General features: G+C 62.8%; 23 protein-coding genes. 13 read left to right on the top strand and 10 right to left on the bottom strand.

From position 1 onward, the window contains the following. Positions 1 to 136: 136 nt before the first annotated feature. Complete coding sequence (locus tag VSR72_RS19285; RefSeq protein ID WP_342953944.1) at positions 137 to 1,012, bottom strand: lipid A biosynthesis lauroyl acyltransferase; 876 nt, start codon at positions 1,010 to 1,012, stop codon at positions 137 to 139. A 463-nt stretch (positions 1,013 to 1,475) separates the two neighbouring features. Between VSR72_RS19285 and VSR72_RS19280 the strand changes: the two genes are divergently transcribed. The 3 genes from VSR72_RS19280 to VSR72_RS19270 all read left to right on the top strand — a co-directional run bounded on the left by VSR72_RS19280 (position 1,476) and on the right by VSR72_RS19270 (position 5,426). Further along, complete coding sequence (locus tag VSR72_RS19280) at positions 1,476 to 1,667, top strand: hypothetical protein (RefSeq protein ID WP_342953943.1); 192 nt, start codon at positions 1,476 to 1,478, stop codon at positions 1,665 to 1,667. Between the two features lie 56 nt (positions 1,668 to 1,723). Continuing rightward, positions 1,724 to 3,439, top strand: a complete 1,716-nt coding sequence (locus tag VSR72_RS19275; RefSeq protein ID WP_342953942.1) for a tetratricopeptide repeat protein — start codon at positions 1,724 to 1,726, stop codon at positions 3,437 to 3,439. Positions 3,440 to 4,001: 562 nt separating this feature from the next. Next, positions 4,002 to 5,426 (top strand): phosphatidylserine/phosphatidylglycerophosphate/cardiolipin synthase family protein, encoded by a 1,425-nt coding sequence (locus VSR72_RS19270; RefSeq protein WP_342953941.1) that lies wholly within the window; start codon positions 4,002 to 4,004, stop codon positions 5,424 to 5,426. 118 nt (positions 5,427 to 5,544) lie between these two features. Here the strand turns inward: VSR72_RS19270 and VSR72_RS19265 are convergent, their stop codons facing one another. The 3 genes from VSR72_RS19265 to VSR72_RS19255 are packed head-to-tail and all read right to left on the bottom strand — an operon-like array spanning position 5,545 to position 7,752. Next, positions 5,545 to 6,132, bottom strand: a complete 588-nt coding sequence (locus VSR72_RS19265) for a flavin reductase family protein (RefSeq protein WP_342953940.1) — start codon at positions 6,130 to 6,132, stop codon at positions 5,545 to 5,547. Position 6,133: 1 nt separating this feature from the next. Next, positions 6,134 to 6,838, bottom strand: coding sequence for a GntR family transcriptional regulator (locus VSR72_RS19260; RefSeq protein ID WP_342953939.1), 705 nt, complete (start codon positions 6,836 to 6,838; stop codon positions 6,134 to 6,136). After that, entirely contained in the window at positions 6,835 to 7,752 is a 918-nt protein-coding gene (locus VSR72_RS19255; RefSeq protein WP_342953938.1) for a polysaccharide deacetylase family protein, read from the bottom strand. Before VSR72_RS19255 ends, VSR72_RS19260 begins: the two co-directional genes overlap by 4 nt. A 271-nt stretch (positions 7,753 to 8,023) precedes the next feature. Here VSR72_RS19255 and VSR72_RS19250 point away from each other — a divergent pair, with 271 nt between their 5' ends. Genes VSR72_RS19250 through VSR72_RS19235 form a run of 4 tightly spaced genes read left to right on the top strand, consistent with a single transcriptional unit; the run spans position 8,024 to position 12,236 of the window. Next, positions 8,024 to 9,079 carry an ABC transporter ATP-binding protein gene (locus VSR72_RS19250; protein ID WP_342953937.1) on the top strand — a complete coding sequence of 352 codons (1,056 nt, stop codon included), beginning with the start codon at positions 8,024 to 8,026 and terminating at the stop codon, positions 9,077 to 9,079. Between the two features lie 38 nt (positions 9,080 to 9,117). After that, entirely contained in the window at positions 9,118 to 10,407 is a 1,290-nt protein-coding gene (locus tag VSR72_RS19245) for an extracellular solute-binding protein (RefSeq protein ID WP_342953936.1), read from the top strand. Between the two features lie 16 nt (positions 10,408 to 10,423). Then, a complete protein-coding gene (locus VSR72_RS19240) occupies positions 10,424 to 11,338 on the top strand; it encodes an ABC transporter permease (protein WP_342953935.1) in 915 nt (304 codons plus the stop codon). Between the two features lies 1 nt (position 11,339). Next, on the top strand, positions 11,340 to 12,236 hold the full coding sequence (locus tag VSR72_RS19235; protein WP_342953934.1) for an ABC transporter permease: 897 nt from the start codon (positions 11,340 to 11,342) through the stop codon (positions 12,234 to 12,236). Positions 12,237 to 12,240: 4 nt separating this feature from the next. Here VSR72_RS19235 and VSR72_RS19230 read toward each other — a convergent pair whose 3' ends face one another. The 5 genes from VSR72_RS19230 to VSR72_RS19210 all read right to left on the bottom strand — a co-directional run bounded on the left by VSR72_RS19230 (position 12,241) and on the right by VSR72_RS19210 (position 17,627). Beyond that, entirely contained in the window at positions 12,241 to 12,933 is a 693-nt protein-coding gene (locus VSR72_RS19230; RefSeq protein WP_342953933.1) for a TetR family transcriptional regulator, read from the bottom strand. 65 nt (positions 12,934 to 12,998) lie between these two features. Then, on the bottom strand, positions 12,999 to 13,916 hold the full coding sequence (locus VSR72_RS19225) for an ABC transporter permease (RefSeq protein WP_342953932.1): 918 nt from the start codon (positions 13,914 to 13,916) through the stop codon (positions 12,999 to 13,001). Then, positions 13,913 to 15,031, bottom strand: coding sequence for an ABC transporter permease (locus VSR72_RS19220; protein ID WP_342953931.1), 1,119 nt, complete (start codon positions 15,029 to 15,031; stop codon positions 13,913 to 13,915). Before VSR72_RS19220 ends, VSR72_RS19225 begins: the two co-directional genes overlap by 4 nt. Positions 15,032 to 15,036: 5 nt before the next feature. After that, positions 15,037 to 16,605 (bottom strand): ABC transporter ATP-binding protein, encoded by a 1,569-nt coding sequence (locus VSR72_RS19215; protein WP_342953930.1) that lies wholly within the window; start codon positions 16,603 to 16,605, stop codon positions 15,037 to 15,039. Continuing rightward, complete coding sequence (locus tag VSR72_RS19210) at positions 16,602 to 17,627, bottom strand: BMP family protein (protein WP_342953929.1); 1,026 nt, start codon at positions 17,625 to 17,627, stop codon at positions 16,602 to 16,604. The genes VSR72_RS19215 and VSR72_RS19210 overlap by 4 nt, the downstream gene beginning before the upstream one ends. 196 nt (positions 17,628 to 17,823) lie before the next feature. On the opposite strand from VSR72_RS19210, the gene VSR72_RS19205 reads away from it, so the two are divergent. Genes VSR72_RS19205 through hpxZ form a run of 5 tightly spaced genes read left to right on the top strand, consistent with a single transcriptional unit; the run spans position 17,824 to position 21,779 of the window. Then, positions 17,824 to 18,630: a cysteine hydrolase gene (locus VSR72_RS19205; protein ID WP_342953928.1), complete on the top strand. Its 807-nt coding sequence runs from the start codon at positions 17,824 to 17,826 to the stop codon at positions 18,628 to 18,630. Continuing rightward, complete coding sequence (locus VSR72_RS19200; RefSeq protein ID WP_342953927.1) at positions 18,627 to 19,778, top strand: amidase; 1,152 nt, start codon at positions 18,627 to 18,629, stop codon at positions 19,776 to 19,778. Before VSR72_RS19205 ends, VSR72_RS19200 begins: the two co-directional genes overlap by 4 nt. 11 nt (positions 19,779 to 19,789) lie before the next feature. Then, positions 19,790 to 19,981, top strand: a complete 192-nt coding sequence (locus tag VSR72_RS19195; RefSeq protein ID WP_342953926.1) for a DUF4089 domain-containing protein — start codon at positions 19,790 to 19,792, stop codon at positions 19,979 to 19,981. Continuing rightward, positions 19,978 to 21,402: an AtzE family amidohydrolase gene (locus VSR72_RS19190; RefSeq protein ID WP_342953925.1), complete on the top strand. Its 1,425-nt coding sequence runs from the start codon at positions 19,978 to 19,980 to the stop codon at positions 21,400 to 21,402. Before VSR72_RS19195 ends, VSR72_RS19190 begins: the two co-directional genes overlap by 4 nt. Further along, complete coding sequence (gene hpxZ, locus VSR72_RS19185) at positions 21,399 to 21,779, top strand: oxalurate catabolism protein HpxZ (RefSeq protein ID WP_342953924.1); 381 nt, start codon at positions 21,399 to 21,401, stop codon at positions 21,777 to 21,779. Before VSR72_RS19190 ends, hpxZ begins: the two co-directional genes overlap by 4 nt. Before the next feature lie 179 nt (positions 21,780 to 21,958). Here hpxZ and pyk read toward each other — a convergent pair whose 3' ends face one another. Beyond that, complete coding sequence (gene pyk, locus VSR72_RS19180) at positions 21,959 to 23,374, bottom strand: pyruvate kinase (RefSeq protein WP_342953969.1); 1,416 nt, start codon at positions 23,372 to 23,374, stop codon at positions 21,959 to 21,961. A gap of 651 nt (positions 23,375 to 24,025) precedes the next feature. Between pyk and VSR72_RS19175 the strand changes: the two genes are divergently transcribed. After that, positions 24,026 to 24,805 carry a class I SAM-dependent methyltransferase gene (locus VSR72_RS19175; RefSeq protein WP_342953923.1) on the top strand — a complete coding sequence of 260 codons (780 nt, stop codon included), beginning with the start codon at positions 24,026 to 24,028 and terminating at the stop codon, positions 24,803 to 24,805. The last annotated feature ends 12 nt before the right edge of the window (positions 24,806 to 24,817 follow it).

The following is a 24,817-nucleotide window of genomic DNA, read 5'->3' as shown; positions in this document are numbered from 1 at the left end:
CAGCGCGCCCCCGACGTCTGGCTGACGGCGAACGGCGCGTCGCTGCTGACGCAAGCTTGCGCATGAGCGCTGGTGCGGCGGACCCAGTGGCCGATTGGGTCGACAACCGAGGCATCCACGAGAGTTCAGAACCGGGTCAATATACCGATGCCATACCAGGTGGCCGGTGCTTGAAGCGTCGGTGCACCCAGTAATACTGCTCGGGAAACTTAACGACCTGCTCCTCAAGAAACGCATTCATGCGGCGTGCGTCGACCTCATCGCTCCCCGATGGGAAGTCCGCGAGCGGCTCGAAAATCGTCAACTTATACCCTTGATAGTTCGGGAGCACCTCAGTCACGAACGGAACAACCCGCGCGCGCCCCAGTCTCGCGAGACGCGAAACGGCCGTTAGCGTGCAGGCGGGAACACCGAAGAAAGGGACAAAAACAGAGCTGTCGACGCCATGGTCCATATCCGCCGCGAGCATGACGGGTTTGCCGGAACGCAACAACGCCACGATCTTTTTGGCGCTGGTCGCGCGCTCGATCATTTCTGCCCCGAATCGCCCGCGTTGCCGCTTGGCCAGCGCGCATAGGGCCGTGCTTGACATACGTGTGTACAGCGAGGCAACCGGGAGGTGCGTCGAGTAGAGCATGCAACCGACCTCAATGCCCACGAAGTGAAACCCCATGAAGATGGTGGGCGGGGCCGCGTCGTCGTCGAGATCGATTTTGCTTTCGATCTGGACGATATCCCGGATCGCCTGCGCACTGCCAAACCACTGGATGCCGCGCTCGAGATAACTGCGAACGACGTGGCGGAAGTGATCTCTTGCGAGCTTCTGATGTTCGCTGCTGGTCTTCTCGGGGAAGCAAAGACGCAAGTTCACCAGGACGATATGCTTGCGGCGGCTCGGAAGCGCATACAGCGCAGTGCCGACAACCATCCCGAGCCTTGCAACAAATTTGTAAGGAAGTACGGAAAGCGTGCGTAGCAACGCCACGATGAACACAAAACCGAGGCGTTTCAAAGATTGTCCCCTCTGTATTGTAAAGTTTGGAAAGCGCCGCCGAACGCCATGCAGGCGAACTTTCCGCTCGTCGCCGCGTCATGGAAATGTTTTCGCTCAAGCTACTAACTACGGTCTACAGACTGCATAGCCCAAGTTGCGATCATTGGATGACAAGGACGACTTGCGAGTCAGGCAGTGTAGCAGGCGGCTCAGGTGTGACGCACTTCGATTCTGGTCGTGAATCGTCGACACCAGCGACGACTCGGTTCCACAACCCACAGTGAGTTCCTGCTGGTAGCGGTTGTGCGAACGGCACTTCCACGCCGAAAGGAGACCTCAATCGTGGCAGACAGTGAACGGCGGGAATGGGTCGGGTTATGCCCTTCGCATAATCCGCTGTGCGTATGGTCATGTCTAAGCGGCGTCGGACTCAGTTCGGCCAGAAAGCGTCGTTAACTCGCAAACAGGTCCAGACACCTGGTTGTCCGCTTTGCCCTGGCAAGCGCCCGATCCATTCACCACGGTGAACGTTGAAATCATCGGTTCAAACGGCTTGCCTCATGAAGCGATTCGCCGCCTCACCGGTAAGGCACAAACTTGCCCGGTTTGCAAACTGCAAATTGCGATCGGACATTGTGAGAAAATCGCCGCACAAGCAATCGCCCTCTCGTGACGCCCCCGCCTGGATTGAGCTGTCTGCGAGAATCTCCTGGCTAGCATAACCAACCCTTGAAGACGCTACTCACCCATCGAGCCTCGGTGCTCCACACATTGCTTAACGATGCAATCTCGCTGCTCTCCCGCGGACAAACTCGGGAGGCTTTAGCGAAAGTGACGAAGGCGCTGAAGTTGCAACCGGGGAGTGTAGCGGCGCTCAATATCGCCGGGGCTTGCTCCCATAGGCTCGGGAAACTGAAAGAAGCCGAAATGTATTGGCGGCGGGCATTGAAGGAAGATCCAGACTATGCCGATGGCCACAACAACCTGGGCATTCTGCTCAACCAGACAAAGCGCTTCTCCGAGGCCGAGACGGCCTGGCGGCGAGCCCTGAAGATCCGGCCGGACCATGCCGATGCCCACAATAACCTGGGCAATCTGTTCAACCAGACAAAGCGCTTTCCCGAGGCGGAGGCGGCCTGGCGGCGAGCAGTGGAAATCCGGCCGGACCATGCCGATGCTCACAACAACCTGGGCAATCTGCTCAACCAGACAAAGCGCTTTCCTGAGGCCGAGGCGGCCTACCGCCGAGCCCTGGAGATCCGGCCGGACCATGCCAACGCCCACAACAACCTGGGCAATCTGCTCAAACAGGCGAAGCGTTTCTCCGAGGCTGAAGCGGCCTATCTCAATGCGCTGACGTTCCAGCCGGACCATGCCGACGCACTCAACAACCTCGGCAGCCTGCTCACGCAGGTAAAGCGCTTTCCCGACGCCGAGGTGGTCTACCGTCGAGCCCTGGCGATTCGACCGGGCCATGCCGAGGCCTGCTACAACCTGGGCGCGCTCTTGCTCCAGACGGGCCGCTTGTCTGAGGGCTGGCCCCTTTACGAAGCCCGTTACCATGAGGACATGCCTGGAGGGATCGTCAGGCCCTCGCTTGCCTATCCACAGTGGCAGGGCGAATCGCTGGAAAATAAATCGATCCTGGTCCATTGCGAGCAGGGTTTTGGCGATCAGATCCAGTTCGTGCGCTACGTTGCCGGCCTCAAGGAAAGGGGAGCCAGTCGCGTTACCCTGATCTGCTCCGCTCCCCTGCGACCGCTCTTTGAAGACATCGCTGGCGCTGATGTCGTGCTGACTACCGATGAGCTTGCGAAGGCACTCTCCCATGATTACTGGACCTTCCTGCTCAGCCTGCCCTTGCGCCTCGGCACTACCCTCGACTCCATTCCCGCCAGGCTTCCCTATCTAAAGGCTGCTCCGGATCGCCTCAGCGTCTGGAGACCACGCCTGCCGGACGCGAAGCTACGCGTCGGTTTGGTCTGGGCGGGCAACGCCGCTCAACAGAACGACGCAAACCGCTCGCTGCCAGGTCTCGCGACATTGGCGCCGCTTTGGGACATTCATGGCGTCCACTTTGTCAGCTTGCAAAAGGGCCAACGTGAAGAAGAGGCGGCAGCACCGCAATCCCGGCAATGGCTCACGCACCTGGGGGCAGACATCAAGGACTTTGCCGACAGCGCAGCAATCGTTGCCCAACTGGATCTGGTGATCTGCGTCGATACCGCCATCGCACACCTTGCCGCCGCACTGGGGAAGCCTTGCTGGATCTTGCTGCCGTCTGTCAATGCAGCCTGGCGCTGGCTGGACGAACGCACTGATTCGCCGTGGTATCCGGGGACCGTGCGCCTATTTCGTCAGCGCCATCTGCATGACTGGGCCCCCACCATCCTTGAGGTTGCGCAGTCATTGCGTCAATTTTGCCAGGAGCGCCGGCTCGATTGACGCCTGGATTGTGCGGGCCCGCGCAGTTTTCTCTTTCAGCGCGGGCAGGCGGCGCGGCGACCACTACATCTACGATAAAAGGCCGTGAATCATCGAGACGGCAATTTCACAAGCCGCACCGTCGAACGGCGCGTGATATCGAACCAGGTGTTGCCTGCTCGCTCGAGGAGAGACGCTTTCCGATCGAAGCCGCATGTATGATCGTTCCATTTTCCACGCCGCCAATGAGGGTGTCCCGGTCGAAAGGCAGTTATAGGTCGGTTACGTGCGTCCCCATCGGGCAATTGTCGGCCATGAGCGGTCGTTGGAACAGTGCTCATAGATCGGCGACAATCGGACATTCTGGACAGCCAATCTTTCAATTGCGCTGATGTTCTGTCCACTGCATGCTTAATGTGCAGCCAGATTCGCGCCGCTCTTGTCGACGGTAACTATCTCGGGCTCGCCGTTCTGTTCACCTTCTCGAAGTAACAGCGAGCTACTTGACCGCGCTAACGCGACAAAGCCTTCCAGATCTTCAAGGACGTAGGGCCGGAGACACATCGAACCCGTTCGCCACATCATGACCACAGCAAGAAGCCTGGCGCTCATTCTGGCATGCGTGTTTGCCTCTTCTCAGCAAGGCCACGCGCAATGTGTCGACCTGGTCGCCAGTCTTGACGACGGTCAGTTGATGCAGTCACGAATTGCGCTGGTCGACCGTGCCACGCCTACCGAACAGATCCGCATCCTCGCCTACATCTTCGAAATCGATCAGACCGGCGGGCTGCTGTTGCATCATCTGGTCGAGGCTGCGCGCCGAGGCGTGCCGGTCAAGCTGCTGATCGACGGCATCGGCCCCGAGCCGCTCTACCCGTTCGAGGACGAGCTCATCGTCGCCCTGCACGAGGTGGCTCCCGGCATCGAACTCCGAATCTTCCATCCACGATCCGATCTCGTCGAGATTTCGCATCGCATGCACGACAAACTGTTCCTGGTTGGCGACACGGCCGTGATCGGCAGTACCTCGATCTGGGATGCGAGCTTCCGCAACTGGCTCAGCGAGCGCGATCTGATGGTGTCGGGCGACGCCGGCCAGGATGCTTCCTCCCTGCACGCCATGTACCGGCATTTCGCCTTGTTCTGGAATAGCCCGGAAGTGGTTCGACCCGAGCCGGAAAAATTCCTCAAAGTCGCAAGTCCTTATCGCGTCTCGCAGGGTTATGCGACGCTGGACCCGGCGCGCATTCATTATTGGCACGAATGGCTGCTGACTCCGCTCGATGCTGCAGCCCGCGCGACAGACCTGGCCGCTACCGATACACCAACTGCCTCCGATACGCCCAATGATCCCGCCGCTGCGCCCGCGTCCGGGGCGTATTTTGATCCCGCCTGGATGCCGATCGCCTGCGAGCGCCTGCGCTATGTCCATGACTGGCCCGACAAGCGCTCGCCAGGCACGTTGCAGGACATGCTGCAAGCATTCGATACGGCGCAGCACGAAATCGTGATCATCAACCCCTACCTGATCCTGGTGCCGGAACTGCGCGAGGCGCTTGAGCGCAAGCGGCGCGAAGGTGTCCACGTGATCCTGGTGAGCGCCTCGCTGACGAGCATCACGCAGGAATTCCCCGCGGTCGGGCGCGCCTATGCCGACGATCTGCCCGGCTTGGTAAATGCCGGGATCGAGGTGCGCGAATATTCCGACCGAGACAACCGCATGATGCACGCCAAGCTGGTCCTCATCGACGGCCATCGATATTATCTCGGCAGTTTCAATTTCGATTCGCTGTCGGCCCGCTTGAATACCGAAAACGGCCTGTGGATAGATATCCCTGAAGACGGGCTCGATCCCTTGCAAGACAGCGTGGCGTACTTCCTGCGCAACTCAAGTCCGGTGAGCGACGCCGATGGCCGCCTTCTGGCGGATCCCGATGCGCGCTGCCGGGCCGCCGGCTGCGGCGGTGCCTGGTGGTGGGTGACGATGCTAATCAGGAACTTCCTCTGAGCGCGGCGTGCCCTGTCGCTAAACTACGTGGCTGCGACAGAACCCATGAAGGCGACCATCACGGTGCAGTCAATGAATTGGCTTGCGCCTGTCCGCAACCGAAGTCGTCTTCGAGGCGTCACATCTGGAAGCGATCGCGCGTGGTGATGTAATCGCTCGCGCCGAAGCGCCCCACTGGAAAGTAGTGCTCAAGGCGCACGCGCCACGTATCCAGATCGATGAGCTCGTCGCGCGCGTGCAGCATCAGCACCTTGCCGATGAAGATATGGCGGCTCGCGGTCTCCAGTATCTCCCACAACGCGCACTCGAACGCGACCGGCGCTTGCGCGATGCGCGGCGGCTTGACGCGCGACGACGCAAGCGCGGTGAACCCCACCTGATCGAGCTCGGAAACATCAGCGGCAAAGCGCTCCCCGCAGCGATGCATCTGCTGCGCAATAGCCTCATCGGCGAGATGCACGACGAACTCCCTCTCGCGCGGAATATTCACCGCCGTGTCCTTGAGCGTGCCGTCCGCCAACCGGTTAATGCTGATCATGACGATGGGCGGTTCTTCGCCGAGCATGTTGAACATCGAGAACGGCGCGGCGTTGACGATGCCGCCTGCGCCAAGCGTCGTCACGAGTGCGATCGGACGCGGCACAATGAGACTCGCCATCAGTTTGTAGCGCTGATACTCGGTGATCGCTTCGAAGTCGATTTCCATGTCACTCCATTGCGGTTCTTTGTGCGGGTTCGATGCCGAGCAGATGCGCAAGCCCTTTCGCCCCTGGCATGTGCGATGTCTCGATACGCGCCTCCAGCTCGTGCAGATGCGCACTCATATGCGCGACAGCGCCGTGCGCATCGCCGGCCTCGAGGCAATCGAGGATCGCGCAGTGCTCGTCGTGCTCACACGGCGCATTACCCACCGGCTCGTAAGCGCCGACGATCAGCGAACAGCGCGAAACCAGTTCGGTCAAATAGTGCTCGAGGATCGCATTGCCTGCCAGCGCAGCGATGCGCAGATGAAACGCGCTTGCAAGCCGCGCCCACGACGGCTGGTCGAAGCGATGCATCGCCTCATGCTCCTCTTTCAGCTGTTCACGCAGCACCGCGATGTCAGCAGCACTCGCGCGTTGCGTCGCGAGTTCGACCAGCGAGCGTTCGAGCGCGCGCCTTGCCTCGAAGATCATGCGTGTTTCCTCGCGCGTGGGCTGCGCGATCACCGCACCCTTGTTCGGACGCAGGACGACGATGCCGTCGTACGCGAGCTTTTCCAGCGCACGCCGCACCACCGCGCGGCTCGCGCCGAACAGCGCGCACAGTTCGGGCTCGGGCAGTTTCGTGCCCGGTGTGAGCCTGCGGTTGAGCACGCCCTCGAAAATCGAGCGATAGATGTGCGCGTCTGCGCTCTCTTTCTCCGGCTTCATTCGACATCCGCCATAAGCGGCACGGTCTCGTCCACATGCCGTGCGATCGCGCCCGGTGTCGTGAGCCAGATGTCGTCGCGCGCCGCTGCGATATGCGCGAGCGCACGTCGCAATTGCCGCAGGCGATATGGCTGCCCGACGATATAAGGATGCAGCGCGATCCCCATCACGAGCGCCTGCGGCTCATGCGCGCGTTGCGTCTGCTCCAGCATTTCGTCGAACTGGTCGATGATCATGTCGGCGAAATCGCGCATATCCATCTGGCGCGCCATGATCATCGGCAAATCGTTGAGCTCCTGCGGATAGGGAATCGACCAGATCGGGCCGCCTCGCGTTTTCATGCGCACCGGACGGTCGTCGTGGCACCAGTTGAGCGTGTAGCGATAGCCGGTCTCGGCGAGCAGGTCCGGCGTGTGACGCGACTCGGAGATCCACGGCGAGAGCCAACCCGAAGGGGCCGTGCCTGAGCATTCGGTCATGCGCGTGCGGCAATGCGCGAGCAGTGCGCGCTCGCCCTCTTCGTCGAAATCGCTCTGACGCTGCGCGTTCGTATGGCCGTGGGCGATCAACTCGTCGCCGCGAGCCGCGCATGCCTCGACAAGCTCGGGGCAATGATCGTAAAGCGAGGTATTGATGAGCGTGCCGGCAGGCATGTCGAGCGCGTCGAATAGTTCGATGCAGCGCCACGCGCCCACGCGATTGCCATACTCGCGCCAGCTGTAGTTCAGCACGTCGGGCTGCGGCGAAAGCGGCCCGAGCGCCGCGCCCAGCCCTTCTCCGAACGCGAAGTGCTCCAGATTGAAGCCCAGATACACCGCCAGGTTCGCCCCATTGGGCCAGCGATATCGATCGCTATCGTGTATCGGGCGGTAGGCGAAGCGTCCATGCGTCTTCAGCGGATCAAAGTCGTTCATTGTCGAGTGTGGATGAACCAGTTTGGCCAGGTCATGCCCCAAAGCGGACGTTATCCGCACCTCGATCGCACACACGGGGCATACAAAAACGCCGACGATCGGGGTACGAGATCGTTTGCAATATGCAGGCCAATTCGTCGACGTGCGCTCATGAGCACGCGTTGAAGCCTCCACGACCACGCAGCGAAATGTAGTTCGGAACACTAATGGCATACGTCTTGCAATGGCTTGCTCGCCAGACTCCCAGCGTCTTCACACAGGACAGGCCTTCATGGTTCAACCGGCATCCACCGTGGTTCACACGAGCCCAGCGGACATCGAGCTCGTACACGTTTCGAAGCGTTATGGCGACGCGCTCGCTGTCGACGCCATCGACCTGCGCATTCCTGGCGGCGCGTACTGCTGCCTGCTCGGGCCGTCCGGCTGCGGCAAAACGTCGACGCTGCGCATGATCGCGGGCCACGAATGGGTCTCCGACGGCGACGTCCTGATTGGCGGGCGCAACGTCACGCGCGAGCAGCCCGTGGCGCGCGGCACGGCGATGGTCTTCCAGAACTACGCCCTCTTTCCGCATCTCTCGGCGCTCGACAACATCGCGTTCAGCCTCAAGGTGCGTGGCGTTGGCCGCGACGCGCGTCGAAAGCGCGCGGGCGAACTGCTCGAACTCGTCGCGATGTCGGCTTACGCGGAGCGCAAGCCCGCGCAACTCTCCGGCGGCCAGCAGCAACGTGTCGCGCTCGCGCGTGCCCTCCTCAACGAACCGCGCTGCCTGCTTCTCGACGAACCGCTCTCGGCCCTCGATCCCTTCCTGCGCGTGCAGATGCGCGCCGAGCTCAAACGCTGGCAGAAACAACTCGGCATCACCTTCGTGCACGTCACGCATTCGCAGGAAGAAGCGATGGCGCTCGCGGATCGGGTCGTCGTGATGAGCCACGGTCGTATCGAACAGAGCGGCACGCCGTTCGAAGTCTTCAATCGCCCTCGCACGGAATTCGTTGCGCGCTTTCTGGGCGGTCACAACGTATTGGGAACGAACGGGCGGCTCTTCACCGTGCGCGCCGATCATCTGCGCATCGCGCCACAGGGCGTCGCGCCCGGCACGAGCGCGGGCGGCAACGGCCTCTTGCGCATCGGCGGCCTTGCATGCACGGTGCGCGAAGCCGAGTATCAGGGCACCCATCTGCGCATGACACTCGATCCGCTCGACGGTTCGCCCGAACTCGTTTCCGTGATCAGCGACGCCGACTACGACCCGCAACGCGCCGGCCCCGGCGCGCGCGTCACTGTGTGGTGGGACGAGCAGAACGCCCATCCGCTTGCTGCATGAACACCGGCATTCACAACTTCAAAATCGAGGAGAGTCCAGTGGAAGACGAAAACACCAAGGCAGGCGCACAGGCATCCGCCAACACGGGCATTTCGCGCCGCACCTTCATCAAGGGCGCGGTGGCGGCAGCCGGCATCGCCGGATTTCCGTATGTGCATGCACAGGAAAAAATCACGCTGCGCTATCTGGGCACCGCTGTGAACCAGAGTGCGGACATCGCGAAGAAGTTCAAGGAAGACACGGGCATCGAGATTCAATACATTCCCGTCACCACCGACGACGTCACCAAACGCATCATCACACAGCCGAATTCCTTCGATATCGTCGACACCGAATACTTCGCGCTCAAGAAGCTCATTCCGGCCGGCACGCTCGCCGGGATGGACACGAAGCGCATCAAGCTCGCCGACAAGATCACGCCCGTGCTGACCCGCGGCGAGGTGAACGGCAAGAAGATCGGCGATCAGGGCACCGCGCCGAAGAAGGTGATGTTCCTGACCGGCGCGCGTTCGACCGAGTTCAGCGCGACGCCCACCGAATGGATGACGTTAATCCCGACGACCTACAACGCCGACACGCTCGGCATCCGCCCGGACCTGATCCCACGCCCCGTGACGACATGGGCCGATCTGCTCAATCCGCAGTTCAAGGGCAAGGCTGCGCTGCTGAACATTCCGGCCATCGGGATCATGGACGCGGCGATGGCGATCGAAGCGATGGGCCACGTGAAGTACGGCGACAAAGGCAACATGACGAAGGCCGAGATCGACCAGACCATCAAGGTGTTGATCGACGCGAAGCGCGCCGGGCAATTCCGCGCATTCTGGCGCGACTTCAACGAGAGCGTGAACCTGATGGCATCGGGCGAAGTCGTGATCCAGTCGATGTGGTCGCCCGCCGTCACGAAGGTTCGCACGATGGGTATCGCGTGCAAGTTCCAGCCGCTCAAGGAAGGTTATCGCTCGTGGGCGTCGGGCTTCGGTTTCCCGCGCTCGCTGCAGGGCAAGAAACTCGACGCGGCGTATGAGTTCGTCAACTGGTTCCAGGACGGCTGGGCCGGCGCGTATCTGATGCGCCAGGGCTACTACCCCGGCGTCACCGAAACGGCGAAGACCCACATGGAAGCCTACGAGTGGGACTACTGGATGGAAGGCAAGCCCGCCGCGAAGGACATTCACGCCCCCGACGGCCAGTTGCTCGAAAAGACCGGCGCCGTGCGTGACGGCGGCTCGTACAACCAGCGCATGGGCGCGATCGCCTGCTGGAACGCGGTCATGGACGAGAACATCTATATGGTCCAGAAGTGGAACGAATTCATCGCTGCATGAAGGAGCACGCCTGACCATGGCTACCGTCGACTATCTGCCGCAAGCGAAGGAAACACCGGTGCGCCATTGGCGCCCGAGCGCGTGGCTGCAAGCCACGCCCCTCACGCTGACCTTCGTGCTGTTCTTCATCGTGCCGCTCGTGATCACGCTGATCGTGAGCTTCTGGGATTTCAACGAATATCAGATCATCCCGGCGTTCACGCTGAAGAACTATGCGGCGATATTCGACGGTTGCGGCTCGTTCACCGACGTCTGCGTGACCTTCAAGACATATGGATCGACCCTGAAGTTCTGCGCGATCGTCTGGGCCGTGACGCTCCTGCTTGGATTCACGATCGCGTACTTTCTCGCCTTTCACGTGCGCACGACCGCCATGCAGACCGTGCTATTCCTCGTCTGCACGATTCCGTTCTGGACTTCAAACGTGATCCGCATGATTTCGTGGATTCCGCTGCTTGGCCGCAACGGGCTCGTCAATCAGGCGCTGATGTCGACGCATCTGGTGGAGCGTCCCGTCGACTGGCTGCTGTATTCGAACTTCTCCGTGGTGCTTGCGTTCGTGCATCTCTACACGTTCTTCATGATCGTGCCCATCTTCAATGCAATGATGCGCATCGACCGTTCCCTGCTCGAAGCCGCGCGCGACGGCGGCGCGAGCGGCTGGCAGGTGATTCGCGACGTGGTGCTGCCGTTGTCGAAAACAGGCATCGTGATCGGCTCGATCTTCGTCGTCACCATCGTCATGGGCGACTTCCTCACGGTCGGCGTGATGGGCGGGCAACAGATCGCCTCGGTGGGCAAGATCATTCAGGTACAGACGGGCTATCTGCAGTTTCCCGCCGCGGCGGCCAACGCCATCATTCTGCTCGCCGTCGTGCTGATGATCGTGTGGGCACTCACGCGCGTCGTCGATATCAGAAAGGAGCTGTGACATGGGCGGCGCATTCACGCATCGCGAGCATCGGCCCGCGAGCTTTTACTGGCTCGCGCTCGTCTTCGGGCTCTTTGTGCTGTTTCTCTACGGCCCGGTCATCACGATTTTCATTCTGTCGTTTCAAGGTCCCGAAGGCGGCCTCACATTTCCGATGCGCGGTGTCTCGCTGCACTGGTTTGCCGTGCTGCGCGACGGCGTCGGCGACGTCGACATCTGGGCCGCGTTCGGCCGCTCGGTGAAGCTCGCGCTCGCGGTCACCGTGCTGACCACGCTGTTCTCCGTGATGGCGGGGCTCGCGTTCAGGCGGCGCTTTCGCGGCGACACCGCCGTGTTCTATGTGTCGGTTGCCAGCCTGATCATGCCGTCGATCATCGTCTCGCTCGGTATCGGCCTGACGTTTCGCCTGCTGGACACGCTCATCAAGTATCTGGCGAACGAATGGGGGTTCCAGTCGTTCGCTGACAGTTGGACCACTTCGATGGGCCTCTTCACCTCGGCACTCGGCGCCCATCTCACGTGGACCCTGCCCTTCGGCCTGCTCGTGATGTTCGCCGTGTTCAACCGCTTCAATCCCGCCTTCGAGGAGGCCGCGCGCGATCTCGGCGCGTCGCCGTGGCAGTCCTTCAAGCATGTGGTGCTGCCGATCATCGGGCCTTCGGTAATCGGCGTCGCCATGTTCGGCTTCACGCTTTCGTGGGATGAGATTGCGCGTACGTCGCAAGCCATCGGCGACCAGAACACACTCCCGCTCGAATTGCAGGGGCTCACGACCTCGGTTACGACACCCGTGATCTATGCGCTCGGCACGATGACCACCTTGATGTCGCTCGTGGTCATGATCGGCGGCCTGCTAATCGTCAGATCGATCTCGAAGAAAAGAAAAGCAGCTGGCTGAAGGCTCAGGTCAGTTCGAGCACGCGCTCTCCGTCGAGATACGCGCGCACGAGGCGATGCGTTTGCGCCGTATGATGGCGCTGCCACGACGGCGCGAGCATGTCGGTGTCGAACATGCTGGAAATGGTGTAGGCATTCGACCTGTGAAAGTACGCAAGGCTCACGAGCGTCACGTACAGATGCAGCGGGTCGATACCCTTGCGCAGTGTGCCCGCCGCCTCGCCGCGCCGGATCAACGTACGGAGCTTGTCGAGCACTGGCGAGGACATCGCCCGGATCACTTTCGACTTCTTGAGCGCTCGCGCCCGATTCAGGTTTTCCCACGAGAGCAGGCACAGCAGTTCCGGATGCGCGGCAAAATGGCCTTCCGTGAAATCGTAGAGCTGAAGGATGCCGGTGACGGGATCGACCGTATTCACGTCGAGCGTCACCGCGAGTTCCGCTTCGCGCAGCCGTGAGAGCACATGTTCCAGCACTTCCACGTAAAGCGCTTCCTTGCCGCCGAAGTAGTGATAGATCATCCGGATGTTCACCTTCGCGCGCGTCGCGATGGTCTCGACGCGCGCGCCGCTGAAGCCCTTGTCGGCGAACTCCCGGATCGCGATCTTGAAGATGCGCTCGCGCGTTTTCGCGGCGTGTTGCTGGCGGCGCGTGGGCTCGTCGTTTCGGGCCCTTCTGGATACGGCGGTGCCTGACATGAAATCGCTCGATGAGTTGAACACAGCGCGACGAAACACCATGGTACTCCGTCGCGCCAACGCCGTTAGCGTTTGAACGGCTGCGTGAGCGCGGGCGGTGCGGTCTGCCGGCCGATCAAACCCGCGACCGCGACCAGCGCAAGCAAATATGGCAGCATGGCAAGCAGCGCGGTTGGCACATGCAGGCCGAACATCGGCAACTGAAACTGCATCGCCGTGGCCATGCCGAACAGCAGGCACGCGAGCGCCGTGCGGCCGATCTTCCAGTTGCCGAAAATGATCGCCGCGATCGCCAGATAGCCGGTGCCGTTGGTCATCCCTTCGGTAAAGGTATGAATATCGCCGATGGAAATGAAGCAGCCCGCCGCCGCCGACATCACGCCCGAGAACACGACTGCCCCATAGCGGATGCGCACGACGGGAAGACCCGACTGATCGACCGCACGCGGCGCCACGCCCGTCGCATGCAGCGCGATGCCCAGCGCGGTGCGGCGCATGACGATCGAGGTCGCGATCAACACGGCGAGCCCCGCGTACAGCAGCCACACTTGCCCGAACACCGGCTCGCCGATCAGCGGCAGCTTGCCCAGCACGGGCGGCGACCAGTGCGCGAGCCCCGGAATCGTGGCGTTCGAACGTTCGCCGAAGATTTCGCGGTAAGCGAGCGTGGTGCCGCCAAGCGCCAGAATGTTGATGCCGATGCCCGTCACGATCTGGTTCGCGCGCAGCGTCACGCTCAAAAACGCCTGCAGCAGCGCCAGCGGAATCACGCCTAGCATGCCGCACAAAAGACCGAGCGAAGGATGGCCCGTGAGCCACGAGAACGTCGCACCGAGAAACGCACCTGTGAGCATCATGCCTTCGACACTCATGTTGAGCACACCGGCGCGCTCGCTGACGAGCTCGCCGGTGGCGGCGATCATCATGGGCGCGGACAGGCGAATGGATGCCCCCGCGAATACCGCCAGGAGTTCGAGATTCATCGCCGCGCGCCTCCGTTGTCGAGCCACAGCGCGCCGCCCGCGAGCGCGATGGTGACGATGCCCTGCACGATTAACACGAGTGCCGACGGCACCTGCGCGACCATTTCCATATTGATGCCGCCCGAGCGCAGAAAACCGAACAGCAGCGCGGCGACGAAAACGCCCGGGATCGAACCACGGGCGAGCAGTCCGACGACGAGTCCGTCGAAGCCATAGCCTGACGAGAACCCGGCCTTGAGCGAATACTGGTCGCCTTGCAGCATGAGCGCGCCTGCCAGTCCGCTGAACGCGCCCGCAAGCGCCAGCGCGCCGACAAGCGACGACGTGATCGGCAAGCCCGCGCGTTTCGCGGCAACGGCGTTCAGCCCTACCGCTCGCAATGCGAGACCGAACCGTGTACGCGCGAGCAGAATCGCGGACGCGATGGCAAGCACGATCGTCACCGGCAAGCCGATGTTCAGATTCATACCGCTCGCGGCGAAGATAGCCGGCAGTTTCGTCAGATCGGGGATTTCGAGGGATTCGGGCAACGTCGCCGCGTTGGACATCGGCTGGCGCAGCAGCGCCTCGCTTTGCACGCACCAGTACAGCAGCCATACGGCGATGAACGACAGCAGCAAGGTGCTGATCACTTCGTTCGTGCCCGCCTTCGCCTTCAGCACGCCCGGCACGCCGCCCCACACCGCCCCGGCTGCCGCGGCGCTCAGCATCGGCACGATGAACGACAGGCCAAACGGAAGATGCGCGCAGCCGCCGTAGAGACTCGTCGCGGTTGCGACGATGCCGCCGATCGCGAGCTGCCCTTCTCCGCCGACGTTGGTCAAACTGGCGCGGTTCGCGATGACGAAGCCTGTGCCGACGAGCGCGAACGCGAGGCTGCGATTGATTGACGCTCCGATTGCGTATGGCGAGCCCCAGGCGCCGTCGGCGAAGGCAGCGAGCGCGTCCGCAACGGAGACGTGCATGAGTGCGATCAGCGCGAGCGCGGCGAGCATCGCGAACGCGACGGCCGCGGCGATCACGCCCGCCACGCGCAATCGCGGCAGGCGTGCGCGCCAGCTTTGCGTTGCACCCGCCGACGCGAACGTGGTTTGCAGTTTCATTTGCGGATTCATGTCGTCTACTCCGTGCCCGCCATCCAGGCGCCGATACGGCTGCGGTTACTCGCATTGGGTGCGCAGGTCCCCATGATGCGGCCGCGATACAGCACGACAATGCGATCGGCGACGCTCATCAGTTCGTCGAGTTCGGAGGAAATCAGCAGCACGCCGACGCCACGCTCGCGCGCCGCACGGATGTGCGAGTACACGGCGGCGACCGCGCCGACATCGAGGCCGCGCGTCGGCTGCGCCGCCAGCAGGAAGCGCAGCGGATCGAGCGTCAGCTCGCGCGCGAGCACGGCCTTCTGCTGATTGCCACCGGAGAGGCCGCCGAAAAGCGCATCGGGACTGCTTGCACGCACATCGAAACGCTGCATGAGTTCGATCGCGGCGGCACGCATTTCGCGGCGCTTCAGGAAGCCGGCGCGCGTGTATCGATCGACATGATTGATCAGCAGATTGTCGGCGAGACTCATGCCGGTGACGCAGCCCACCGCATGACGGTCTTCCGGCACGATGCCCACGCCCGCCTGCGTGAGTTCGCGCGGGCTCGCGTGCGTCATGTCGCGCCCGGCAATGAAGAAGCGTCCGGCCGACGCGTTCAGCATGCCCGCAAGCACCGCGCCGAGTTCGCTTTGCCCATTGCCTTCCACCCCGGCGATGCCGACGATCTCGCTGCGATTCACAACGAGTGTGCAGTCTTTGAGGCGCGTGACGCCTTCGGCATCGCATGCGCTCAAGCCGTCGAGTTGCAGCACTTCGTCATGCAGCGGGCGCGAGTACGGCGAAGCGGCTTGCACGAGCGACAGACGCCCGGCGAGATCGTCGGGCGTGTCGTCGCCTTCGCGATGGATCATCGCGTGCACGAGCCGGTCGATCTCGGTTGCGGGCGAGGCCGAGCGCGCAACCACGCGCCCGGATTGCAGCACGGTTGCGTGCGTGGCAACGCGGCTGATCTCCTTGAGCTTGTGCGTGACGAGCACCACCGCGCAGCCACGTTGCGCCACACGCTCACAGGTGTCGAGCAGCGTGTCGATCTCGGCGGGCAAGAGCACGGCGGTCGGCTCGTCGAGCAGCAGAAGACGCGGCTCGCGCATCAGGCATTTGACGATCTCGACGCGCTGCCGCTCGCCCACCGACAAGTCCGCCACCTGCGCGTCGAGCGGCAACTCAAGACCGACGCTCGCCAGCACCTCGCGCACGCGCCCGGCTTCGCGCTGGCGGTTCAGCCAGCCGCGCGCCTGCCCGAGCAGCAGGTTGTCGAGCACGCTGGCATCGTCGACGAGACTGAAATGCTGATGCACCATCGCAACGCCGTGCGCGAGCGCTTCGCGTGGATTGCGCGGCCGGTATGGCGCGCCGTTCACGCGCATCGTCCCGGAGTCGGGCTGGTGCACGCCGAAGATCACGTTGCACAGCGTCGACTTGCCGGCGCCGTTTTCGCCGAGCAGGCAATGCACGTCGCCGGGCATCAGGTCGAGCGACACGCCTTCGAGCGCCGTGAACGCGCCAAAATTCTTGCCGATGTTCTCGAGCGAGAGAATCGGCGCGGTATCGTGCGAGCGCGAAGGTGACGGCAGCGCGCTCATCCTTCGGACACCTTGATTTTTCCGCTCAGGATGTCGTCTTCGATCTGCTTGAGCTTCGCGTCCATCGCGGGCGTCGACTTGCAGATGACCATGCCGGACGCCTTCGGTCCCATCGCAAGGCCGAAAGCCTTGTAGCCCGGTTGCCACTGCCCTTTCTCCAGTTGCTCGATCGCATACTGCGCCTGATACCCGACACCCGTGATGCTGTAGGCGACATAGAGCGGATCGCTTCCGCAGCGGTCCGTATAGCTGCCGATGACGTGCGTGTTCTTCTCCTTGGCCGCTTGCTCGAGCCCGCGCAGGCCGAGGTTCAGGATGTGATAGTGCACGTCGGCGCCCTGCGCAATGGCGGCGGCGGTGGCTTCCCGCGACTTGGCGACATTGTCGAAGTCGCCGGTATAGCTCTCGAAATACTTGATCTTCGGATTGATATAGCGCGCGCCGTTACCGAATTCCTTGCCCGCGTTCACGATGGACGGAATTTCCATGCCGCCGACATAGCTCACCGCGCCGTTCTTCGAGAGCATCGCGGCCGCGGCACCCGCGACGAACGCGATCTCGGCTTGCTTCACATCGTAGCCCGCGACGTTCGGCGGCATGTTTTCGCCCTTGTTGCCGCCGACGATGGAGAACTTCACGTTCGGAAAGCGCTTCGCGACCTTCAGCACGGCGGCCTGCGTCTGCCCGCCGATGCCGATCACGAGCTGGTTCTTCGTCGCGAGATTGGTGAGCGCCTGCTCCATGTCCGCGTAGTTGATGTTTTCGATGATCTGGGTCTTCAGCTTCGGCCCGAACTCTTTCTGCGCGGCCACCACGCCGTCGTAACCCGACTCCATCCAGCCGTTGTCTGTTTTCGAGCCGGGAATCAGCACGCCGACGCGCATCGCGTCATCGGCGGCGTGCGCAACGGAAAGAAAGAACGCGGGCACAGCGAGCGCGACCACGCCCGCCATGACCACGACACGAAACACGAAGCGGCGGCGCAGTTTTTCGCGCGAGGCCCGTTGCAAAGTGATCATCACTGGCACTCCTTTTGCGTTGACTTTCGGTAAGTAGGTTATTCATGACTGAAACGCACATTGCAACTTCAATGCCAATACGCGTTCGCTGCCCTGAAGAACCGCTTGCCGATGCCATGAACCAGGCCCGCATTTCGAAACATCGCAACGCAATTTCCGCGCACTCGAGCGTCATCGATCCAACGCTTCGGAGAACCCGATGGACCACGCCTCAAACCCAAGCTGCACAACGCCCGGCGGCACGCTCGGCGCATTTGCGCAGACCCGCTGGCACGCCACCGAATCGCTCGTCGACATGGCGGCTGCGGCGCCCGCGCCGCGCCTCGCAATGCTCGATTCGGCGCCGCAGAAAGTGCGTTTCGACATTGAAAAATCGGCGCTCGTCATCATCGACATGCAGAACGACTTCTGCACCAAAGGCGGGTGGGTGGACCATATCGGGGGCGATTACGGTGCAGACCGCGCTCCGATTGCACCATTGCAATACCTCCTCCCGATTGCGCGAGAAAGCGGCGTGCCAGTGATCTGGGTGAACTGGGGCAACCGCCCCGACCTCGCCAACATGCCGCCCAACCAGCTTCATTTGTACAAGCCGAAGGGTACGGGCATCGGCCTCGGTGAAGCGTTGCCGCAACATGGCGCGCGCGTGCTGCAGAAGGATTCGTGGGCGGCAGCAGTCGTCGACGAACTCAAGATCGAGCCGCAGGATATTTGCGTGGACAAGTACCGCATCAGCGGCTTCTGGGACACGCCGCTCGACAGCATCCTGCGCAATCTCGGCACGCGCACGATCTTCTTCGCGGGCGTCAATACCGATCAATGCGTGATGCACACGCTCACCGACGCCAACTTTCTCGGCTACGGCTGCGTGATGCTCACCGATTGCTGCGCGACCTCTTCGCCTGCGTTCTGCACGGAAGCGAGCATCTGGAACGTTAAGAAGTGCTATGGGTTCGTCGCGGATTCGCTTCAATTCGCCGACGCGTTGACCGGAGCGGCCCGATGAGCGCCTTTGTTCCGGGTTCGCGTCTGCAAGTCGACGCGACGGGCAGCGGGCCGCTGGATGGCTTGCGCTTCGCCGTCAAGGACCTGATAGACGTCGCGGGCAGCACAACGGGCGGCGGCAATCCCGACTGGCTCGCGACACACACGCCAGCCGTCCGTCATGCGCCCTGCGTCGCGAAGCTGCTCGCCGCGGGCGCGAATCTCGACGGCAAGACCCTCACCGACGAACTCGCGTACAGCCTCGAAGGCGTGAACGCACATTACGGCACGCCGCTCAATCCGCGCTGGCCGCATGCGTTGCCGGGCGGATCGTCGAGCGGATCGGCCTCGGCCGTCGCGGCGGGCGAGGTGGACTTTGCACTCGGCACCGATACGGGCGGGTCCGTTCGCGTGCCCGCCGCATTCTGCGGCCTGTGGGGCATCCGCCCGACGCACGACGACGCCATGCTTGATGGCGTGCTGCGCTTCGCGCCCTGCTTCGACACGGTCGGCTGGTTCGCACGCTCGGGCGACATGCTCGCGCGCGTGGCGCACGTACTTCTCGACGATGCGCCCGCCGTCGGCGTGCCCCAACCGCTTTTGCGCTTCAAGGAAGCCTTCGATGCACGCGCCGCAAGCGAACCGGACGACGCACAGCGTCTTCGTGACTTTGCATCCACGCAGGATGAAGTTGAATTCTTCGCAGGCGATCCGACACGCTGGCTTCATGTGTATCAACAGTTGCAGGACAACGATATTCGCGCATCGCTCGGCGCGTGGATCGAAGCGAGCGCGCCGCGCTTTGGCGCAGACATCGCGGCGCGGTTCGCGCGGCTGCAGTCGCTCGATGACGCGGAAGTCGAGCGATGCCGCGTCATGCGCGAAACGCTGGCCCAACAGGTGGACCGTATCGTGAATGGCGCGCTCATCGTGCTGCCGACCACGCCGCGCGCCCTGCTGCGCAAGGACGAATCGCCAGAGCGCATCGGCTCGTTCTATCGCGATGCGCTCACGATGAACGCCATCGCCGCAATCGCAGGCTTGCCGCAAGTCACGGTGCCGGTCTTGAGCGAAACATCGCGTCCGCTCGCGCTTTCTCTCATCGGTCCGCGCAACAGCGATCGCGCATTGATTGCTCGCGCACGTGAACTCTTTCCTAACCTTCCGTGAACATGACCGCCATGTCTTCCTCCTGCAACCAGCCGCTGGACGCCTATGCGGACGCGGCGCTTGCCCTGCATTTCCCTGCGCTTCCCGAAGAGGCTGCCGCGCGCGTCAAGGCGCAATTCGCCCGCATCGCGCAGCTCGCCGCGCCCGTGCTCGACTACCCCGTCGATACGAGCGACGAACCTGCACCGGTGTATCGCCCATGACCGCACATCACGCCTTCCCTTGTGGCGCGCTCGACATCGCCCGCGCCTACGCCGATGGCGCGTTCAGCGCGCGCGAACTGATCGAAGCGACGCTCGCGCGCATCGATTCGTACGATGCGCAGGTCAATGCCTTCACGGCGATCACACGCGAACGCGCGCTTGCCGCAGCGGATGCGCTCGATGCACGCCGCTCGCGCGGCGACGCCTTGCCCCCGCTCGCGGGCGTGCCATTCGCCGCGAAGAACCTCTTCGATATCGAAGGGATCGCGACACTCGCCGGTTCGCGCGTGCTCGCCGACGCACCGCCCGCCACGCGCGACGCGACACTCGTGGAGCGCCTTACCGCACAGGGCGCGATTCTCATCGGCGCGCTCAACATGGACGAGTTCGCCTACGGCTTCACGACCGAGAACCATCATGCCGGGCCGTGCCGCAATCCGCACGATCTGACGCGTTCCGCGGGCGGATCATCGGGTGGCAGCGCGGCGGCGGTCGCGGCGGGCTTCGTGCCCGTCACGCTCGGCACTGACACGAACGGCTCCGTGCGCGTGCCCGCCTCGCTGTGCGGCGTTTTTGGCGTGAAGCCGACGTTTGGCCGCCTCTCGCGATACGGCTCCTATCCGTTCGTCGCCAGTCTGGACCATATGGGCGCATTCGCGCGCAACGTCGAAGATCTCGCGACGATCTACGATGCGTTGCAGTTCGCCGATCCGCACGACCCCGCGTGTGCGCAGCGCGCCTTCGAATCCGTGAATGCGAAGCATGGGGCATTGCGGGTTGCGCGCCTCGGCGGCTATTTCGACGAGCACGCGAACGATGACGCGCGCGATGCATCGCATACCGCAGCCGCGGCGCTCGGAGCTGCACACACGGTCGAATATCCCGCTGCCGATGCTGCCCGCGGCGCGGCGTTTCTCATCACGGCCGCGGAAGGCGGCCAGTTGCACGCCGAAAACTTGCGCTCACACTATGACGATCGCGAGCCTCTGTCGCGCGATCGACTGATCGCCGGTGCGCTCCTGCCCGCTGCATGGATCGTGCAGGCACAGCGCGTACGCGCGGCATTGCGGCGGCGTGTACTCGAACTCTTCGAGCACTACGACGTGCTGATCGCGCCAGCAACGCCGATGGTCGCGCCGCGTATCGGCGACGAGTTCATGGAGATCAACGGCGAACAGCTCGCGGTGCGGCCCAACCTCGGTTTGCTGGCTCAGCCCGTGTCGTGCCTCGGCTTGCCGGTCGTTGCGGCACCCATGCGCACGAAAAGCGGCTTGCCGATCGCTGTGCAGCTGATCGCGCCGCCCTGGCGCGAAGATCTCGCGTTCGAGGCGGCGCGCCGGCTCGAAGCGCAGCACGTCGCGTATTGCCCGCCTCCGCCATCGTTCGATGAGGCGTACTCGACATCAGGAGCGGATGCATGAACGACATCAACCGTCCCGATGTGCTCGCCGAAGTCGACGCGGTCTTCGACGCGTACGAGCAGGCTCTCGTCACCAACGACGTCGCCGTGCTCGACAGGCTCTTCTTCGACTCTGTGCACACGCTGCGCTACGGTGCGACGGAAAACCTCTATGGCTACGAGGCGATCCGCGCGTTTCGCGCCGCGCGGCCCGGCAAGGGGCTTGCGCGCACGGTTACGGCGCGCGTCGTCACGACCTATGGCGACGCGTTCGCCGTCACCCATATCGAGTTCCGGCGCGAGGGCGATCCGCGCATCGGCAGGCAGAGTCAGACGTGGGTGAAGATGCCCGAAGGATGGCGCGTGGTGAGCGCGCATGTCAGCTGGATGGAGGGGTAGCGTCCGCCTGTCGCTTCAATATGCGAAGGCTTAAAAAAATCGACGTTCCGCACCTTTTTGCCCATTTTCCCAGCTTGTCTTCTTAGGGCGACCAGGCGATGCACGACTGCTCACCGCGAGTTTCACGGCGCGCAGTCAGTCTTCGATTGCACGGAGATCGTGTGTGTTGGGCGTGGCGGTCACACCTTCGCAATGTGGAGGAAGTTCGTCGTGCCGGCCACGCCAAAAGGCATGCCGGAGGCGATCACGACGAAATCGCCCGTTTGCGCGAAGGCTTCGCGTCGGGCGATCGCGCAGGCTTTGTCCACCATGTCCGGCACGCTGCTGACAATCTCGTCGGAATGCACCGGATGCACGCCCCAGACGAGCGCCATGCGACGCGCGGTGCCGAGTTCCGGAGTCAGGCTCAGCACCGGCACCACCGGCCGCTCCCGTGCTGCGCGCAGGCTGGTGTAGCCAGATCGGGTGTAGGTGACGATCGCCGCCAGCGATAACAGGCTCGCGGTCTGCTGGAGGGCCAGGCAGATCGCATCGGCGACAGCCGCCTGCGGCGCGGTGTGGTATGCGTCGATTGCGCTGCGGTAGTCCGAATCGGACTCGACCTCGGCGATGATGCGGTCCATCATCGCCACGGCCTCACACGGGTATTTGCCGGATGCGGACTCGGCAGATAGCATCACTGCGTCCGCGCCTTCATACACCGCGTTGGCCACGTCTGAGGCTTCCGCGCGAGTCGGAACCGGCGCGGCGATCATCGATTCCAGCATCTGCGTAGCAACGACGACCGGTTTGCCGGCGGCGCGGCACGCCCTGACGATCTGCTTCTGGATCCGAGGCACCTGCTCGGCCGGCAGTTCAACCCCCAGGTCGCCGCGCGCGACCATGATCGCGTCGGCTGCATCGACGATCGCATGGAGAGAGTGGATTGCGGCCGGTTTTTCCAGTTTGGCCAGTACGGCGGCGCGCCCCTGGACTATCGCTTTGGCTTCCTGCACGTCCTCGGGCCTTTGCACAAACGATAGCGCGACCCAATCGACGCCCAGTGTCAGCCCGAACTCGAGGTCGGCGCGGTCTTTGGGTGTCATGGCCGGAATGGGAAGCAGCACTGAGGGCACGTTCACGCCCTTGCGATCCGATATCGTGCCACCGGTCATCACCTGCGTGTCGGCGAAGTCCGGCCCAAAGCGCAGTACCTTGAGACGCACCTTGCCGTCGTCGACCAGCAATTCGGTGCCGGTCTCGAGCGCAGCGAAGATCTCCGGGTGGAGCAACGGTGCGCGTGTAGCGTCGCCTGGAGTTGGGTCCAGATCAACGCGAAACGCCGCACCGGCTTGCAGCGTGACGGGACCGTTGGCCAGCGTGCCGATACGCAGCTTCGGGCCCTGCAGATCAAGCAGCACCGCGATGGGCCGCCCGGTATCCTGCTCGACACGGCGGATAATTTCGAGCCGCTCCTGGTGTTGCGCATGCGTACCGTGACTGAAGTTGAGCCGGAACACGTCGGCGCCGGCATCGAACAGAGCGCGCACTGTGCTCAAATCGGCGCTCGAAGGCCCCAATGTGGCGACGATCCTGGCGTTGCGTTTGCGACGTATCATGTTCACTCCGCTTAAGAGATGAAGGCTGTGTCGATGAGCTTCGATTGATGCTCAGGCACGAAGGTATTGAGTAGCGCCTTGTTGCGGTCGCGGCGTTAGCGCTCTTCGGACTATCCTCAGGAGCGAACGCAACGAATGACAACATCTCTCTGTCATCGATCGGGGCGCAGGGACAAGCTTCTGGAATCTCGTGCGACGCATGCGGCTATTCGGGAATGCGCCTGTCCATCTCGGCATCCGGAGAAAAGAACCTCAACAATAGCGGAAATAATGCGGTTGTGAACTCCGCCTACGTCTGGATACGGGCGGGTGCGGACGATGGCGCCAGCGACTTCCTGTCGCGCTAAGCCGGAACCCCACGAAACGCCGCGGCAAATGCAACGCCTGCCAAATTATTTCGTTACTCGTCCGCTGGCAATCTATACTCGGTTACACCACCTCCTCCGCGGCCATCGGTCATTCAGCTGTTCAAACAGATCATGGTGCGCGATCCTGTCATTTTTATTCAGGATTCCATCTGAATAAATATGTTTCCCGTCAGCGTCGATCACGTTTCATGGCACCTCCGCGCGAGTCCATACGGATTGCAGAAGGCATTACCGTTGCGTGCGCGCGATGACAACGCTCCAGGCAATGCGAGAGGCACTCATGTCCGGCTATGCGTTGGATAACTCCTGGGAGCACGCCAATCGTCGGCTGGCGTTGCTGGAGAGAATACTCGATCCGATGACCCAGCATCGCATCACCCAGCTCGGCGTCGGTCAGGGTGCGCGTTGCCTCGAAGTGGGCGCGGGAAGCGGTTCGATCGCAAGGTGGCTTTGCGAGCACGTGGCGCCGACCGGCAGCGTCGTGGCCACCGACATCAACATCGCATTACTCGACCCGATCCGCCTTCCGAACCTGGAAGTCCTGCGTCATGACATCCTCACTTCCGAGCCACCCGGCGCGCCATTCGATTTCGTCCACTCGCGCTGGCTGCTCCACCATCTGCGCGAACCCGAAGTCGCGATACGCCGGATGATCGACGCCCTGCGACCCGGTGGATGGCTGTTGCTGGAGGAAGTCGACTTCTTCCCGGTGCACGCATCATCGTCCGCTGCGTTCCGCGAATTCATGGTCGCGCTCGTCAACACAGTGGTGAAGCCGTCGGGTCGCGACTGCTTCTGGGCCCGCACCCTTCCCGAGACCGTGGCGGCCATGGGCCTCGAGGAACTTGGGGGCGCGGGAGAGTTTCCCGTGATCCAGGGCGGCTCGCCCGCGGCGGAATTTTTCGCGCTGACGGCCGTGCAGATGCGCGATCAACTTCTCGCGGCAGGCGCACTGGCGGCACCACAACTCGATGAAGCATTGCAGCTTCTTCAGTCACCGGATCTGTGGGCTTTCGGCGGGGCGAACATCGCGCTGTGGGGACGACGGCGCGCGGCTTGACGGGAGGGTGAC

The organism is Paraburkholderia sp. JHI869, assembly GCF_038900775.1.
GTDB lineage: Bacteria > Pseudomonadota > Gammaproteobacteria > Burkholderiales > Burkholderiaceae > Paraburkholderia.
The sequence above is the reverse complement of the archived record's forward strand: the minus strand, read 5'-3'. Positions and strand labels throughout refer to the sequence as shown.

Bases quoted from the DNA above. Each gene is read 5' to 3' on its own strand.
- VSR72_RS19255 (WP_342953938.1), bottom strand. From the start codon at position 7,752: ATGAACGACTTTGATCCGCTGAAGACGCATGGACGCTTCGCCTACCGC.
- VSR72_RS19240 (WP_342953935.1), top strand. From the start codon at position 10,424: ATGGCTACCGTCGACTATCTGCCGCAAGCGAAGGAAACACCGGTGCGC.
- VSR72_RS19205 (WP_342953928.1), top strand. From the start codon at position 17,824: ATGGACCACGCCTCAAACCCAAGCTGCACAACGCCCGGCGGCACGCTC.
- VSR72_RS19260 (WP_342953939.1), bottom strand. From the start codon at position 6,838: ATGAAGCCGGAGAAAGAGAGCGCAGACGCGCACATCTATCGCTCGATT.
- hpxZ (WP_342953924.1), top strand. From the start codon at position 21,399: ATGAACGACATCAACCGTCCCGATGTGCTCGCCGAAGTCGACGCGGTC.
- VSR72_RS19250 (WP_342953937.1), top strand. From the start codon at position 8,024: ATGGTTCAACCGGCATCCACCGTGGTTCACACGAGCCCAGCGGACATC.
- VSR72_RS19225 (WP_342953932.1), bottom strand. From the start codon at position 13,916: ATGAATCTCGAACTCCTGGCGGTATTCGCGGGGGCATCCATTCGCCTG.
- VSR72_RS19175 (WP_342953923.1), top strand. From the start codon at position 24,026: ATGTCCGGCTATGCGTTGGATAACTCCTGGGAGCACGCCAATCGTCGG.
- VSR72_RS19230 (WP_342953933.1), bottom strand. From the start codon at position 12,933: ATGTCAGGCACCGCCGTATCCAGAAGGGCCCGAAACGACGAGCCCACG.
- VSR72_RS19200 (WP_342953927.1), top strand. From the start codon at position 18,627: ATGAGCGCCTTTGTTCCGGGTTCGCGTCTGCAAGTCGACGCGACGGGC.
- VSR72_RS19220 (WP_342953931.1), bottom strand. From the start codon at position 15,031: ATGAATCCGCAAATGAAACTGCAAACCACGTTCGCGTCGGCGGGTGCA.
- VSR72_RS19215 (WP_342953930.1), bottom strand. From the start codon at position 16,605: ATGAGCGCGCTGCCGTCACCTTCGCGCTCGCACGATACCGCGCCGATT.
- VSR72_RS19195 (WP_342953926.1), top strand. From the start codon at position 19,790: ATGTCTTCCTCCTGCAACCAGCCGCTGGACGCCTATGCGGACGCGGCG.
- VSR72_RS19190 (WP_342953925.1), top strand. From the start codon at position 19,978: ATGACCGCACATCACGCCTTCCCTTGTGGCGCGCTCGACATCGCCCGC.
- VSR72_RS19235 (WP_342953934.1), top strand. From the start codon at position 11,340: ATGGGCGGCGCATTCACGCATCGCGAGCATCGGCCCGCGAGCTTTTAC.
- VSR72_RS19270 (WP_342953941.1), top strand. From the start codon at position 4,002: ATGACCACAGCAAGAAGCCTGGCGCTCATTCTGGCATGCGTGTTTGCC.
- VSR72_RS19265 (WP_342953940.1), bottom strand. From the start codon at position 6,132: ATGGAAATCGACTTCGAAGCGATCACCGAGTATCAGCGCTACAAACTG.